Origin of the sequence: Streptomyces sp. STR69, from assembly GCF_024519455.1 — a bacterium.
GTDB lineage: Bacteria > Actinomycetota > Actinomycetes > Streptomycetales > Streptomycetaceae > Streptomyces.
In genome coordinates this window covers 1-14,287 of record NZ_JALJRY010000017.1, presented here as the reverse complement: position 1 = coordinate 14,287, position 14,287 = coordinate 1, and the positions used below count along the sequence as shown (strand labels likewise).

Annotated in this window: 13 protein-coding genes; 8 read left to right on the top strand and 5 right to left on the bottom strand. The window is 69.6% G+C overall.

Going from position 1 to position 14,287, the window contains the following annotated elements:
* Positions 1-34: 34 nt before the first annotated feature.
* The 5 genes from OC490_RS29150 to OC490_RS29130 all read left to right on the top strand — a co-directional run bounded on the left by OC490_RS29150 (position 35) and on the right by OC490_RS29130 (position 4,870).
* Complete coding sequence (locus OC490_RS29150) at positions 35-1,180, top strand: ROK family protein (protein ID WP_410099141.1); 1,146 nt, start codon at positions 35-37, stop codon at positions 1,178-1,180.
* 160 nt (positions 1,181-1,340) lie between these two features.
* The gene (locus OC490_RS29145; protein WP_262060997.1) at positions 1,341-2,111 is read left to right on the top strand and encodes a hypothetical protein; all 771 of its coding nucleotides are present in this window, start codon (positions 1,341-1,343) and stop codon (positions 2,109-2,111) included.
* 53 nt (positions 2,112-2,164) lie between these two features.
* Entirely contained in the window at positions 2,165-2,923 is a 759-nt protein-coding gene (locus tag OC490_RS29140; protein WP_262060996.1) for a GntR family transcriptional regulator, read from the top strand.
* A gap of 41 nt (positions 2,924-2,964) precedes the next feature.
* Positions 2,965-4,089, top strand: a complete 1,125-nt coding sequence (locus OC490_RS29135; RefSeq protein ID WP_262060995.1) for a TIGR03364 family FAD-dependent oxidoreductase — start codon at positions 2,965-2,967, stop codon at positions 4,087-4,089.
* Between the two features lie 7 nt (positions 4,090-4,096).
* Complete coding sequence (locus tag OC490_RS29130; RefSeq protein WP_262060994.1) at positions 4,097-4,870, top strand: phosphonatase-like hydrolase; 774 nt, start codon at positions 4,097-4,099, stop codon at positions 4,868-4,870.
* Here OC490_RS29130 and OC490_RS29125 read toward each other — a convergent pair.
* Positions 4,816-5,595 (bottom strand): HAD-IIA family hydrolase, encoded by a 780-nt coding sequence (locus OC490_RS29125; RefSeq protein ID WP_200717370.1) that lies wholly within the window; start codon positions 5,593-5,595, stop codon positions 4,816-4,818. The genes OC490_RS29130 and OC490_RS29125 overlap by 55 nt on opposite strands.
* 114 nt (positions 5,596-5,709) lie before the next feature.
* Here OC490_RS29125 and OC490_RS29120 point away from each other — a divergent pair, with 114 nt between their 5' ends.
* Positions 5,710-6,255: a hypothetical protein gene (locus tag OC490_RS29120; RefSeq protein ID WP_262060993.1), complete on the top strand. Its 546-nt coding sequence runs from the start codon at positions 5,710-5,712 to the stop codon at positions 6,253-6,255.
* Positions 6,256-6,261: 6 nt separating this feature from the next.
* Positions 6,262-6,945: a class F sortase gene (locus OC490_RS29115; RefSeq protein WP_262060992.1), complete on the top strand. Its 684-nt coding sequence runs from the start codon at positions 6,262-6,264 to the stop codon at positions 6,943-6,945.
* A 261-nt stretch (positions 6,946-7,206) separates the two neighbouring features.
* On the opposite strand, the gene OC490_RS29110 is transcribed toward OC490_RS29115, so the two are convergent.
* The gene (locus OC490_RS29110; RefSeq protein WP_262060991.1) at positions 7,207-7,956 is read right to left on the bottom strand and encodes a GAF and ANTAR domain-containing protein; all 750 of its coding nucleotides are present in this window, start codon (positions 7,954-7,956) and stop codon (positions 7,207-7,209) included.
* A 152-nt stretch (positions 7,957-8,108) separates the two neighbouring features.
* Here OC490_RS29110 and OC490_RS29105 point away from each other — a divergent pair, with 152 nt between their 5' ends.
* Positions 8,109-9,137, top strand: coding sequence for a glycoside hydrolase family 6 protein (locus OC490_RS29105; protein ID WP_262060990.1), 1,029 nt, complete (start codon positions 8,109-8,111; stop codon positions 9,135-9,137).
* A 56-nt stretch (positions 9,138-9,193) separates the two neighbouring features.
* On the opposite strand, the gene OC490_RS29100 is transcribed toward OC490_RS29105, so the two are convergent.
* From OC490_RS29100 to OC490_RS29090, 3 genes are all read right to left on the bottom strand, one after another.
* Complete coding sequence (locus OC490_RS29100; protein WP_262060989.1) at positions 9,194-11,128, bottom strand: kelch motif-containing protein; 1,935 nt, start codon at positions 11,126-11,128, stop codon at positions 9,194-9,196.
* The gene (locus tag OC490_RS29095) at positions 11,125-13,083 is read right to left on the bottom strand and encodes a glycosyltransferase family 2 protein (protein ID WP_262060988.1); all 1,959 of its coding nucleotides are present in this window, start codon (positions 13,081-13,083) and stop codon (positions 11,125-11,127) included. Before OC490_RS29095 ends, OC490_RS29100 begins: the two co-directional genes overlap by 4 nt.
* Positions 13,084-13,398: 315 nt before the next feature.
* Entirely contained in the window at positions 13,399-14,112 is a 714-nt protein-coding gene (locus OC490_RS29090) for a FadR/GntR family transcriptional regulator (protein ID WP_262060987.1), read from the bottom strand.
* Positions 14,113-14,287: the final 175 nt, after the last annotated feature.

The following is a 14,287-nucleotide window of genomic DNA, read 5'->3' as shown; positions in this document are numbered from 1 at the left end:
TGCAAGTGGTGGGGACAATGGGGGAGTGAACAGTGTGCGGGGCGGGACCGGAAGCGGCACGACCACGGCGGCGGGCGCGAATCTGCTTGCCGTGCGCAGCCACAACACCGCGCTGGTGCTCGACCTGCTGCGGACCGCCGGTCCGGACGGGATCAGCCGTCTGGAACTCGCCGACCGCACCGGGCTCACCCCTCAGGCCGTCAGCAAGATCACGGCCCGGCTGCGGGAGCGCGGGCTGGTCACGGAGGCCGGGCGCCGGGCCTCCACCGGCGGCAAACCGCGCACGGTGCTGCGGCTGGTCCCGGAGGCCGGTCGCGCGGTCGGTGTGCATCTGGACCGGGACGAACTGCGGGTGGTCCTCGTCGATCTCACCGGGACGGTGGTCGGGGAGCGGAGCGCTCCGCTGGACCTGGGGGCGGGCGCCGGGGTGGTCGTGGAGGCGGTGGCCCGGGAGGTCGAGGGGCTGGTGGGGGAGGTGGTCGAAGGTCCCGCGCCCATCTCTCTTTCTGCCGACGGTCATCTGCTCGGTGTGGGCGTGGCCCTGCCCGGTCCCCTCGACCACATCCACGGCGTTCTGCATCGCGTCACCGGATTTCCCGAGTGGGACGGGTTTCCGCTGCGGGACGCGCTCGGCGCGCGGCTCGGGGTGCCGGTCGTCGTCGACAAGGACACGAACGCCGCCGCGCTCGGGCTGGCCGTCGGCGGGGAGGGCGGGGCCTTCGCCTATCTGCATCTCGGTACGGGACTCGGCGCCGGGCTGGTGATCGGCGGGGGTGTGCACCGGGGGGCGCGGACCGGGGCCGGGGAGTTCGGGCACCAGGTCATCCAGCTGGACGGGCCGCCCTGCGGCTGCGGCGACCGGGGCTGCATCGAGGCCCTGTGCCTGGCCGCCGTGGCGCGCGGGGACATGGGCGAGGCGGCGCGGGTGCTGGGCGCGGGCGCCGCGAACCTCGTGGGTCTGCTCGACATCGACCTCGTGCTGCTGGGCGGCCGTACCGTCGCCGCCGACCCGGAACCCTTCGTGCGCGGAGTCGCCGCCGTCCTCGACGAGCGCGCCCGGCGCGAGGGCGCGGGCGAGGCCGCCGTACCGGTGCGGATCGCCTCCGGCGGAGCACGGGGCGTGGCGGAGGGGGCGGCGCAGTTGCTGCTCGGACCGCTGTTCGGACGGGCGGACGGGTAGGCCGTCCGGCTGTCCGGCGGGGGGTGTCCGAAAAAGTGTGTCACTTTCTCCGGGAACTGTGACACTTCCGCCGAACAGGGGTCCCGTCGCGCCCGTTCGAGGCACTCCTCCGGCCGCGTCACCCTCCATCGGCCCTCATCTCCGGCACGCTCATGTGCTTATGCGACTGCCCCTGAGACCGTGCACCCCGCTGCGCACATCCCTGTCCCTCTGCCTCGCGGCAGCCGCCCCCCTCCTCGTCATCGCCCCACCGGCCCACGCGGTGGACACCACCCCCGGCTGCGCCGCCCCCGGCGCCCGCGACTTCCCCCTCACCACGCGCATCCACGACGGCCCCGACACCTACGAGGCCGGCGGTGGCTACGGCACCTGGTACCTCGACCTCACCAACACCACCGCCCGCCGCTGCACCGCGATCCACCCGGTCGTCGTCCTCGTCGACCAGCGGCGCGCCCTGAAGCCGTCCCAGCCCAGACTCGACTTCTACGACGGCACCGGCCCGCGCCCGCACCCCGTCCGCTTCGCCACGACCGACGAGGCCGAACTCGTCGGCGCCTTCGACGACGGCTTCCCGGGCTTCACCGTCGACCACGGCAAGACCCTCACGGTCAAGGTGCGCCTCGCGCTCGCCCCGGACACCGGACCGAACGAGATCACCGCCAACGCGGCCGTCGTACAACGCCATGCCGACGACGGCGACTGGGTCGGCCAGTCGAACGACTACCGCTTCGACGTCGAAGCGGCCACGGTGTCCAGCACGCCCACCCCCGCCACAACGGCTCCCTCCGCCGCGACCCCGCCCGGCCAGGACCTCTCGTTCACCGACGAACTCGCCCGCACCGGAATCGGCACCGCCCACCTCGTCCTCGCCGCCACCTCCGTCCTCCTCGTCACCGCCGGCGCCCTGCTGCTGGCCCGGAGCCGCCGATAACGCGCGCCCGCCGCCGACGACAACGCGCGCCCCGCTTCTGCGACGATCTCCGCGTGGACTACCCGAACGACCAGGCCCCCGGCGCCCCCGTCCGCTCCGGCATCCCGGAGCACGGCCGCATCCCCAAGTACTACGCGGTGAAGGCCCAAATCGCCGCGCTCGTCGACGAGTTGGGGGAGGGCGCGCTGATCCCCACCGAGCGCGACCTCACCGAGCGGTACGAGGTCGCCCGCGAGACCGTCCGGCAGGCGCTGCGCGAACTCCTGCTGGAGGGCAGACTGCGCCGGCAGGGCCGGGGCACGGTCGTCGCGGGACCCAAACTGGAGCAGCCGCTGTCCCTGGCCAGCTACACCGAGGGCGTACGACGGCAGGGGCGCACCCCGGGCCGTAGCCTCGTCACCCTCGACCGCTTCCCCTGCCCCGACGCGCTCGCCGCCGAGACCGGACTGACCCGCGGCGAACCCGTCTGGCACTTGGAGCGCGTCCTGCTCGCCGACGAGGAGCGGGTCGGCCTCGAAAGCACCTACGTCTCCGTCGCCCGACTCCCGCACCTGGACACGGACTTCGAGCCCGGCTCCTCCTTCTACGGCTACCTCGACGCCCGCGGCATCCGCTTCGGCGACGCCGACGAACGCATCGAGACCGTGCTCGCCACCCCGCGCGAGGCCCTGCTCATCGGCACCCCGCCCGCCCTGCCGATGCTGCTGATCCACCGTGTGTCGCGGGACTCGGAGGGGCAGCCGCTGGAACGGGTGCGGGGCCTGTACCGGGGCGACCGCTTCTCGTTCGTCACCAAGCTAACGAATCAATAACGGGTCTAGCCCAAACGGCACGGCTGGTTCACGCTCTAGGCGTGAGAGTCACAGTCGTCGGAGGCGGCGTGGTCGGCACCATGCACGCCTGGCAAGCAGTGGAACGCGGCCACGAGGTCGTACAGATCGAGCGCGAGGCAGAGGCGCGCGGCGCGTCCCTGCGCAACTTCGGGCAGATCTGGGTGAGCGGCCGGGCGGGCGGTGAGGAGCTCGAAACCGCCTTGCGGGCAAGGGAGTTGTGGGAGGAGATCGGCGCTCGCGTGCCCGGGCTCGGCTTCCGGGCCAACGGCTCGCTGACCCCGGTCCGGAGCGCGCGTGAACTCGCCCTCGCCGAGGCCGCCGTGGCCCGCGAGGACTCCGCCGCCCGCGGCTACGAACTCCTCACCCCCGCCGAGGCCCGCGCCGTCAACCCCGCCCTGCGCGGCGACTTCACCGCTGCCCTGTACTGCGAGCGGGACGCGGCCGTCGAACCCCGCACCGCCCAACTCGCCCTGCGCGCCGAGCTGTCGAAGTCCCCGCACTACACCTTCCTGCCGGGACGCGAGGTCCGCGAGGTCGTCCGCGAGCACGCGGTACGCGACGACCACGGGGACGTGCACCCCGCCGACGTCGTGATCCTGTGCACGGGCGCCTGGCTCGGCGGACTCGTCCGCGAACTCGCCGGACCCGAACTCCCCGTCCGCCGCGTCCGGTTGCAGATGATGCAGACCGACCCGCTCGGCGAACCGCTCACCACCTCGGTCGCCGACGCGGACAGCTTCCGCTACTACCCGGCCTATCGCGGTCCGGCCCTGGACCAACTCGACGCCGAGCAACCGCAGTTGCCGACGGCCGCCGCGCACGCCATGCAACTCCTCATGGTGCAGCGCGCCGACGGCGGACTGACCATCGGCGACACCCACGAGTACGAGCACCCCTTCGCCTTCGACACCACGGAGGACCCCTACGACCACCTCACCGAGGTCGTCGAGTCGTTCCTCGGCCGCCCCCTCCCGAAGATCCGCCGCCGCTGGGCCGGCGTGTACGCGCAGTGCACCGACCCCGCCCGGGTCGTCCACCGCCAACAGGTGCGCGACGGCGTGTGGTTGGTCACCGGTCCGGGTGGACGTGGCATGACCTGCTCCCCGGCGATCGCCGAAACCACCGCGAACGAACTGGACTGGTGAGCCCCTCATGGCCTCTGTGACCCCTGTGACCCCTGTGACGCACGACATCCGCCTCGTCGTCCTCGACATGGCCGGCACCACCGTCGCCGACGACGGCCTCGTCGAGCAGGCCTTCACAGCCGCCGCCCGCCACCTCGGCGAAGAGCCCGCGACCATGCTCGACTACGTCCGCGCCACCATGGGCGAGTCCAAGATCTCCGTCTTCCGGCACCTGTTCGGCGAGGAAGCGAAGGCCCAACAGGCCAACAGGGCCTTCGAGTCGGCCTATGCCGACCTCGTCGACGGCGGCCGGGTCACCGCCCTCCCCGGCGCCCGCGAGACCATCGAGACCCTCAAGTCCCAAGACCGCACAGTGGTGTTGACGACCGGCTTCGCCCGCACCACCCAGGACGCGATCCTGGCCGCCCTCGGCTGGCAGGACCTCGCGCACCTCACGCTGTGCCCCGCCGACGCCGGGGGTCGGGGACGGCCGTACCCGGACATGGTCCTCACCGCGTTCCTGCGGACGGGCGCCGCAGACGCCGTAGGACAGCTGGCCGTCGTCGGCGACACCTCGTACGACATGCTCAGCGGCGTCCGTGCCGGGGCGGGTGTGGTCGCCGGTGTGCTCACAGGGGCACACCGGCGCGACGCGCTGAGCGGCGCGGGCGCGACGCACGTCCTCGGCTCGGTGGCCGAACTGCCCGCGCTGCTCGCGGAGTTGACGCCTCAGCCTCAGCCTCAGCCTCAGACCAGGTCGACGATGTCCGCGATGGAGTCGACGACCTTCGTGGGGCGGTAGGGATAGCGGTCGAGGTCGGCCCTGGTCGTCAGACCGGTCAGCACCAGGAAAGTCGTCATGCCGGCTTCCAGCCCGGCCAGCACATCGGTGTCCATGCGGTCGCCGATCATGGCGCTCGTCTCCGAGTGCGCGCCGATGGTGTTCAGCGCGCTGCGCATCATCAGGGGGTTCGGCTTGCCGACGAAGTACGGCTCCTTGCCGGTGGCCTTGGTGATCAGCGCGGCGACCGAACCGGTCGCGGGGAGCGCGCCCTCGGGGGAGGGGCCGGTGTTGTCGGGGTTGGTGGCGATGAACCGGGCCCCGTCGTTGATCAGCCGGATCGCCTTGGTCAGCGCCTCGAAGGAGTAGGTCCGGGTCTCGCCGAGGATCACGAAGTCGGGGTCCGAGTCGGTCAGCACGTAGCCGGCGTCGTGCAGCGCCGTCGTCAGTCCGGCCTCGCCGATGACGTAGGCGGTGCCGCCGGGGTGCTGGTTGTCCAGGAAGGCGGCGGTGGCCAGGGCCGAGGTCCAGATGTTCTCCACCGGCACTTCGAGCCCGATCCGGTTCAGCCGCGCGTGCAGGTCGCGCGCGGTGTAGATCGAGTTGTTGGTGAGAACCAGGAACGGACGCCCGGTCTCCCGCAGCTTCTTGATGAACGCGTCCGCGCCGGGCACCGGGACGCCCTCGTGCATCAGCACCCCGTCCATGTCGGTGAGCCACGATTCGATGGGCTTGCGCTCTGTCATGGCGACCATGCTATGCACTCCGGGTGTCACCTCCCCCATACGGAGCAATCGGGCCCCGCCAGGGATGCGCGACCAGGTGACGAGGAGGAGTCTCCAGATATCTGGAGGTTCACGATGGGCTCACTGAAGGTCACTCTCTGTGTGGGCGCGGCGGTCCTCGCGGTGCTCACCCCGACGGCGTACGCGGCGGACGGAGGCACTGTCTCGGTGACCCCCGCGTCCCCCGCCCCCGGCGCCGAGGTCGCGCTCAGGATCAGCGGCTGCTCCGGTACGACGGGCTCGGCGGCGTCGGACGCGTTCGTCGCCGACGCGAAACTCGTCGGCGCGGCCGGCACCCTCGCCGGCGAGACCCGGGTCCGCTCCACGCTGGAACCGGGCAGCTACGACGTGAAGATCACCTGCGGCAGCGTGACGGTGAAGGGCGCGATCAAGGTCGTGGCGAATGAATCCGGATCCCCCTCCGCGCAGCCCCCCGCCTCACCCGTCGCCCCCGTCCACGCGGGCGGTGGCGGCACCGCGCACCTCGCCGCCGTGAACGCCCGCGCGGCCGGTCCCGGTACCGCGCACGCGGTGGTCGGGCTGCTGCTGGCCGGTGTCGCCGCGACGGCCGTGGCGCTGCGCAGCGCCCGCCGGAGCCGTAGGCCCGGTCGGACGGACTGACCGGCCGTGTTCGAGTGCGACCGGCCCGCCGAGCACGAGCGCTCCACCGGCACCGGACGGCTGCTGACCGGGGTGGCCTGGGCCGTGCTGCTGCTCGGGTTGTGGCTGTGGGGCCAGGACCTGACCGACATACGGCAGGGCATATCCGCGCCGACCACCGGCGACGTGGCCGCGGTCGGACGGCCTCCCGAGGCCGAACTGCCGCCCGCCGCAAAGCCGTTGGGCAACGCCCTGCCGCAACGCATCGACATCCCCGCCCTGGCCGTACAGGCGCCGGTCGTGACCCGCGGCCTCGACGCGCAGGGCGCCATCGACCCACCGTCGTTCGACCAGGCCGGTGTGGTCGGCTGGTACGGCGGCGGGGTGCGGCCGGGCGCCGCCGGCACCGCGCTGATGGTCGGGCACGTCGACACCGAGACCCGGCCCGCCGTCTTCTACAAGCTCAGCACACTGCGCCCGGGCCGCACCATCCGCGTCGTCCGCGACGACGGCAAGGTCGCCGAGTTCACGGTCGACGACGTACGCGTGCTGACCCGCGCCCACTTCGACGCCCAACAGGCCTACGGCACACGGCAGTCGGGCCGCGCCGAGCTGCGACTCATCACCTGCGGCGGCACCTTCGACCGCGCCGACCGCAGCTACACGGCGAACGTGGTCGTGTCCGCCTACCTCACCGGAACCGGGGTGTGACAACCGAGCCCGGCCGACGACCTGCTTCCCCCCTGAAGCCGCCGACCGGGCTGGTCCTCAACCGCACGCGCACGGGTTGCGGGAGTAACCCGGCGAACGGCGCGGGAGGTCTGTGAAACCAGTGGTGGAGGTTGTGGATCGGCCAGGGGCCAGGGCCGTTGGGAACGACTCTAGAACGAATGAGCGCCCGGGCCTAGAGGGCGAATGACGCCATGTCCCGATGTGGTAGCTCCCTGTCATATGCACAGGTGGTTCACGGTGCTACGGAGACCTCAACTCGGCGTCGTCCACGCCCCGTTCGATCACCTGCCGCGCAACCTGGTCCAGCGGCAGCCGGCGCCGCCGCGCGTACCCGCGCAGCGCGACGAACGCCTCGTCGGTACCGACCTGCCAGCGCTCCGCGAGCATCCCCTTGGCCTGCTCGATCCGCACCCGGCTCGACAACGCCTCCTGCAACTGCCCGGCCAGGGAACGGTATTGGGCATACACGCGATGGTTCTGCAGTCCCAGACCCGCCGCATCGGCCAGCGCCTGAGCCACCGCTAATTCCCAACGGCCGCCGTCCGGGCCGCCGTTGGGCAGCGTCGGCACGAACACGTTGAGAGCGCCGAGCAGCGTGTCCCGGCGGCGCACCGGCACCGCGAAGGTCGCCACGATGCCGTGCCGCAGCGCCCGCTCGGTGAACTCCGGCCACCGGGCGGCGGCATGGGCCACCCCGATCGACACCGGCGGCACGGCACGCCCGGAGCCGTAGCTCTCCAGACAGGGCCCGCCACCGTGCTGGGCCGCCAGCAGATCGAGCGCCACCTCCTCCCGATGACTGCTCCCGGCCAGCGACACCGCTTCCCCGCCGTTGATCAGCATCACCCCGGCCGTCCACGCGGACAGCAACTCCACGCAGTGGTCGGACAGCCGACGCAGATAGTCCGCGAGGTCGAAGGTCTCGGTGAGGGTGTCGGCCGCCTCCACCAGCGCCGCGGCGAGCCGGCCCTCCCGGTTCGTTCGGTGCATGACGGCCACCTTCCCCCTGCCCTTGGGCCGGGCGCCTACCCAGCGCGGTGGGGCTGTAACAACCGGCCGACAACATCCCGGGCGTTCTCGTGGGCGGCACGCCACGTATGTCACGATTGAGCCTTGGATCGGTACAGCCAAGGGGGAGTTGGATGTACGGCAGCCAGGGGACCCCGGTCCCCTTCGGCACACGGGCGTCGGCACTGGTCCTGGGGGCGGCACTGCTCCTCGCGGGCTGTTCCTCGGGGGGCGGGGACAAGAAACCCGACGCGGGAGCGAAGATCACCCAACAGCCCGGCGGCGCCGACCCGATCTGGGTCAACCCGGACACCAACGCGGCCCGGCAGCTGGCCGCCTACACCAAGGCGGGCAAGACCGCCGACGCCGAACAGATCCGGAAGATCGCCGAACAGCCGACCGGCGAGTGGATCGGCCCGGAGAACCCGAAGGCGGAGGCGCAGGGCTTCACCGAGGCCGCCGACAAGGCCGGCCGCACCGCGCTCCTCGTCCTCTACAACATCCCGCACCGCGACTGCGGCCAGTACTCCCAGGGCGGCGCGGGCGACGGCGACGCCTACCGCGCCTGGATCGACGCGGTGGCCCAGGGCATCGCCGACCGCTCCGCCACGGTGATCCTCGAACCGGACGCCCTGCTCCACCTGGTGGACGGCTGCACACCCGCCCAGTTCCAGGACGAGCGCTACGACCTCCTGAACTACGCCATCACCGAGCTCAAGTCCCTCAAGCACACGAAGGTCTACCTCGACGCCGGAAACGCGGGCTGGGGCCACCCCGACGAGATCTACCAGCCCCTCCAGCGAGCGGGCATCGCAAAGGCCGACGGCTTCGCGGTGAACGTCTCCAACTTCTACTCCACCGAGGACTCCGTCAGCTACGGCAAACAACTCTCGGCCAAGACCGGCAACAAACACTTCGTCATCGACACCAGCCGAAACGGCAACGGACCGTATACGGCGGGCGACGAGGACGAGAACTGGTGCAACCCGCCGGGCAGGTCCCTGGGCGAAACCCCGACCACCAAGACCGCCGACCCCCTGGTGGACGCCTACTTGTGGATCAAACGCCCGGGGGAGTCGGACGGCGAGTGCAAGGGCGGGCCGAAGGCGGGCGAATGGTGGCCAACCTACGCCTTGAAACTGGCCAAGGCCTCAACCCCCTAGGGGCGCGGGGAACTGCGCGACCAGCCCCCACACACCCGCACCCAACCGACAACCCTCTACGGCACTTTGACCCAGACCGCCTTGCTCGGCGTCCCCAAATCATCATCCACGAACAGCATGTACCACCCCGACTGCACCAAGTTCCTGTCCTTCGGCACAGTCACCGTGATCTTGTTCCCGGTCGTCTTGAAGTCCAGCGCGATGGACCGCTGATCCACATCAGTGACATGCGTGGACGCACTGGGCCGAATCAACCGCACCTTCTTGATGGAAGAAGCGTGCTGCGAGGTGAACGTCCCCGACGCCCCCCGCGCGATCGACTCCGGCCCCCCGGAAATATCCGGCCGGGAATCCCGGTACAGATACGGCGGCGTGTAGATCTCGATCCGCTGCTCGAAAACCCCCGGCTTCGTGTTCGCCTTGTCCGCGTACAACGAGTTGGACCCGAAGAACATCACCCGCCCGTCCGGCAGCAGGATCGACCCGGAGTGGTAGTTCCGCCCCACCAGCGGATCGGCGACCTTCTCGAACGTGTTCGTGTCCGGGTGGTACAGCCGAGCCTGAAGGATGTTGGAGTCACTGCGCCCCCGGTAGTCCTCGGAACCACCCGACACCAGCACGGTGTCATCGGGCAGGATCGACGTCTGCGGATACCGCGTCCCCTCCTCCAGCGAGGGCCCGTCCACGAACTTCGGAGCGGCGTCCTTCAGATCGACCAGCCGGGTCTTGTTGGTCGACAGCTTCGACTCACCGACACCCCCACCCCCGATCACCATGTACTTCTCGTCCTGCGCCGGAGCGAGCAGCACGGTCGCCGAGGTCTCCATCATGTTCGGATCACTGAGCCCGGGAATCTTCGTGAACTGATTGGTGTCGACGTCCCAGATCCCGGGATCACGCCCCACGTCGGCCGGCCCGTACCCCGCGTTCGACCCCGAGTAGAACAGCTTCCCGTTCTCCATCAGGAACAGCGCCGGATACGTGGGGAACTGCCGCTTCGTCTTCGTGTACGTCCACTTCTTCGTCGCCGGATCGAAGATCTCGTTCTTCCCCGGCACCAACTGCCCGATGTCGTCGAGCCCGGAGACGCTGAGCACCTTTCCGTCCGACAGCGTCGTCAGCGTCGGATACCAGCGCGCCTCGTTCATCGGATCGACCTTGATGTACTTCTCGGCGACCGGATCGAACTCGTACGCGTTCTTGATCCCCTCGAAGTCCCGCTTGTCGAGCCCGAACTTGTTCCCGATGCCGTACGTGTTGCGCTCGTCGGCGCCGGTCAGCCCCTGGATGCGGTAGTTGTCCTGGGTGCCGGTCTCGTACCGGGTGCCCTCCTTGGGCGCCTCGACGACGACCCGGGCGTAACCGGGGTTGTTCCGCAGGAACTTGCCGGTCTTCTTGTCGAACACCTTGATCGCGCGCGGGACGATGACGGAGTCCGTGGAGACGAAGGACTTGCCGTTCGCCTTGCCGGTGAACTTCGTGCCCTGGGGCAGTGTCATCGGTTTGTCGGGGTTCTCGTTGTAGAGAATCATCACGCCCCCGGCCTTCTTCACATCCCCCTTCAGCTTCTCGTACTTCTGGGTGCCGCCCGCGATCAGCAGGTTGCCGTTGGCGAGTTGGGTGTGCCCGGTGCAGAACAGGTCGGCCGGGGTGGGCACCTTCTTGATGGTGCCCTTGACCGGATCCCAGATCCGGGTGTCGAACTTCTTCGCGTTGAAGTTGTCCTGGTTGTTGCCCGACCCGGCGATGAGCAGCACCTTGCCGGTGCGCAGCAGCGCCGCGTGGATGGTGTCCTGCCGGTACTTCTTGGGGAACTGGATGATGTCCCAGTGCCCGTTGTCGGCTTTGTACTCGGGCTTGTTGATGACGTACTGGTGGTATCTCTCGGTGCCGAATCTGTACAGCCAGGGCCCGTTCATCCCGGCCAGGGCGATGACGACCACCGTGCTGATCGCGAGTCGACGGGCACGGCGCCGGCCGGCTTCCTTCATTCCTTACGTCCCCCCGGTCCACCGAGCGCGATCTGCATCGTCTGCTCGCTGCCGCCGCTGTTGGTGGCCGAGGCCGCCCAACTGGGCTTCTGCTGAGGCACATGCGAGGCCGGTATCGGCGGTGCCGGCGGGACGGTGTCCCGAGGTTCGGCCGGGAGCGCGGGCGGCTGCTTCTTCTCCTGGCGCAGCATGTACCGCCAGGCCAGGATCGGTGACGCGGTGATCAGCAGGGCGAACGTGGCCCAGGTGATCATCGCCGGATGGGAGTGCCCGTTCTCGAACCCGGCCATCAGCGAGCCGCCGAAGATCAGGATGAAGAACCAGTGCACCCGGAACGTCCCGAACAGCGTGTCGGGACTGGCCGAGTCGCCCTTGGGCGTCACCACGAACTTGCTCTTCCTGCGCAGCACGGCGTCGAACAGCGAGCGCGCGTATATCGGCGCCGACAGCGCGGACATCACCATGCCGGCGACCCCGCCCGACCCCTCCGGTTCGTGCGGGGAGACGTTGTGCCGCCGGTTCCAGATGTAGAGGCCGATCTGCAGCGCGGACGCGTTGCCGTAGAGCATCAGCCACATCGTCGGGTCGATGTTCACACCCGAGGCGCCCAGGCCGAGGAACAGGGCGCAACTCAGCGCGGCCAGTATCCAGTTGAGGGCCGACATCGGGTAGAAGATGATCATCATGGTGTAGTTGAAGAGCTTGCCCGGAGGCATCGAGAAGAAGCCCTTCCAGTACTGCTTGAGGATCGTCTCGTACGTCCCTCGGGACCACCGCAGCTGCTGCGTGAAGAAGTCCGTCCAGGCGCTGGGTCCTTCACCGACCGCGAGCACGTCCGGCGTGTAGACCGACTTCCACTTCTTCCCGGTGGCCGGGTTCTTGGCCCGGTGCATCTCGAAGCCGGTGGCCATGTCCTCGGTGATCGAGTCGTACAGCCCGCCGATCTGCTGAAGTGCCTTGATCCGTACGGCGTTCGAGGTGCCGACGAACATCGGCGAGCCGTAGCGGTTGCCGGCCCGCTGGATCAGGGCGTGGAAGAGGAACTGCTGCGACTCGGCGGCCTTGGTGACCGGTGTGTCGTAATTGCCGTACACCTGGGGGCCGATGACGAAGCCGACGTCCGGGTCGCGGAAGAAACCGAGCATCCGCTCCAGGTAGTTGGGCAGCGGCACGTGGTCGGTGTCGACGGAGGCGAAGTAGTCGTACTCGTCGCCGTGCGCCTCGAGCCAGGCGTTGTAGTTGCCGTGCTTGGTCTTCGCGCGGTTGGGCCCCTTGGGCCGGTTCCACTTCTCGATTCCCTTGCGGGTGAAGTGGTGGACGCCGAGCCGCCCGCACACCGCCTTGACCTCGGGGTCGTCGCCCTCGTCCAGCAGCCACACATGCAGAAGCCCCCGGTGGCGCAGCCGTACGGCCGCCTCCAAGGTCTTGGTGACCATCTCCAGGGGCTCCTTGCCGGGCACGAACGTCGTGATGAACGCGACTCTCGTGCCGGTCTCGGGCACCACCGGGATCGGGTCGCGGGCGACCAGCGTGGCGTGCGCGTTGGACAGCACGTTCATGCAGCGGAAGAACTCGATCAGACCGATCGCGACCAGCATCACGATGTCCAGCGCGGGCAGGAAGTCGTAGGCGGGATAGTCGCGTTGGGTCCAGTGCTTGGGCTGCATCAGCCAGCCCAGCAGGATCAGGGACAGCAGCGGCGCCGCACTCAGCATGAGCGCGGCGCGGACGCGGTGCGTCTCCTGCGACAGCAGCGACCGGTACTGGACCTTGTACGGCCGGTCCGGGGCGGGCTGGGTGAGGGGTCCCGCAAGGCGGCTGTAGTGCTCGTAGTCGTATCTCGGAAGTGTCTTCTTGATCCGGCCGAAGCTGCCGGTCCGGTGTCCCGGGACTCTGAGTTCGGTGGTTTGTGACGGGTCGAAGCCCTGCCGGGCGCCCGTCGGCGTCGACGTCATGAGTCATCCCCCCACACGCGGAAGCGCGCGTGTCTGTTTGTCTCGGCCGCCCGTCAGGGTCCCCCTCGACCCGCGACGGGCGTGTCAGTGGTGGTCACAGTCACCACACAGTCCGCTCACAGAGACATGCGACTGCGACCGTCCGGTTGCGCGATGCCCCCTCCGACATCTGTTCCAGGGCGGGGCCCCTCCTCCCCGCGAAACCGCGCAACCGGTTCCGTACCCCCTCAACTGCCGTGTACCGACAGCATCTTCAAAACCAGGGTTCTACGGTGTTCATCTTGATCGCAAGAGACGAAACGCGGTGTTTACCGGTCATACGCGTTCATTGGGGCGCGTGTGGGGATCAGGTGGAGTCGTTGTGGACAGTCGTGTGCGCACGTTGTCGAAGTGCTCCCTTATGGCCTTCTCGGCGCGCTTCGCATCCCCGGACCGGACCGCGTCGAGGATCTCCCGGTGCTGGCGGCAGGTGACCCCGGGGTCCTGCGGGCCGGTCGCGAGATCGGTGTGGACGCGGTGGAAGGCGTCCCAGAAGGCTTCCAGGACCTCGCTCAGCAGCGCGTTGTCCAGTCCCCGGTAGAGGGTGGCGTGAAAGGCGCGGTCGGTGGCCGCGAGCCCGACCCCCTCGGCGGCCTCCCGCTCCATCTGCCGTACCAGCGCGTCGAGTTCGACGAGATCCCGCTCCGGCAGGCGACCCGCGAGCCGGGCGACGAGCCCCGACTCGACCGCCTCCCGCAGTTCGAGCAGCTGCAGCAGACTGTCCTCACCCCGGTAGTGCCCGACGACGGTACGGAACGCGAGGCCCTCGACCATCGGCGCGAGCGACATCGGGCCGACGTACGTCCCGAAGCCGTGCCGGATCTCGACGATCCCCATCGCCTGCAGGGCCTTGAGCGCCTCGCGCACCGAGTTCCGGCTCGCGCCGAGGAACACCATCAGTTCCGGCTCGGTCGGCAGTGGCGCCCCCGAGGGCAGCCGACGGTCGAGGATGAGCTTCTTGATCCGCTCCTGGAGGTCACGGGCTGCCATGGCGAGAGGGTATCCGGCCAAACGGGGGGAGAGCTGTGTTCCGCCCGCACGGATGTTCCGGCCCCTGCGGCGGCCTCCGCCCACGCAAAAGGCCCCCCGCACCGCGGAGGGCCTTGCTGTCTGTGCGCCGCCAGGGACTCGAACCCCGGACCCGCTGATTAAGAGTCAGCTGCTC

What these genes read in the sequence shown, in the direction of transcription:
- OC490_RS29100 (WP_262060989.1), bottom strand. Translation starts at nt 11,128, where the DNA reads ATGAAGGAAGCCGGCCGGCGCCGTGCCCGTCGACTCGCGATCAGCACG.
- OC490_RS29130 (WP_262060994.1), top strand. Translation starts at nt 4,097, where the DNA reads ATGGCCTCTGTGACCCCTGTGACCCCTGTGACGCACGACATCCGCCTC.
- OC490_RS29120 (WP_262060993.1), top strand. Translation starts at nt 5,710, where the DNA reads ATGGGCTCACTGAAGGTCACTCTCTGTGTGGGCGCGGCGGTCCTCGCG.
- OC490_RS29105 (WP_262060990.1), top strand. Translation starts at nt 8,109, where the DNA reads ATGTACGGCAGCCAGGGGACCCCGGTCCCCTTCGGCACACGGGCGTCG.
- OC490_RS29090 (WP_262060987.1), bottom strand. Translation starts at nt 14,112, where the DNA reads ATGGCAGCCCGTGACCTCCAGGAGCGGATCAAGAAGCTCATCCTCGAC.
- OC490_RS29125 (WP_200717370.1), bottom strand. Translation starts at nt 5,595, where the DNA reads ATGACAGAGCGCAAGCCCATCGAATCGTGGCTCACCGACATGGACGGG.
- OC490_RS29145 (WP_262060997.1), top strand. Translation starts at nt 1,341, where the DNA reads ATGCGACTGCCCCTGAGACCGTGCACCCCGCTGCGCACATCCCTGTCC.
- OC490_RS29095 (WP_262060988.1), bottom strand. Translation starts at nt 13,083, where the DNA reads ATGACGTCGACGCCGACGGGCGCCCGGCAGGGCTTCGACCCGTCACAA.
- OC490_RS29110 (WP_262060991.1), bottom strand. Translation starts at nt 7,956, where the DNA reads ATGCACCGAACGAACCGGGAGGGCCGGCTCGCCGCGGCGCTGGTGGAG.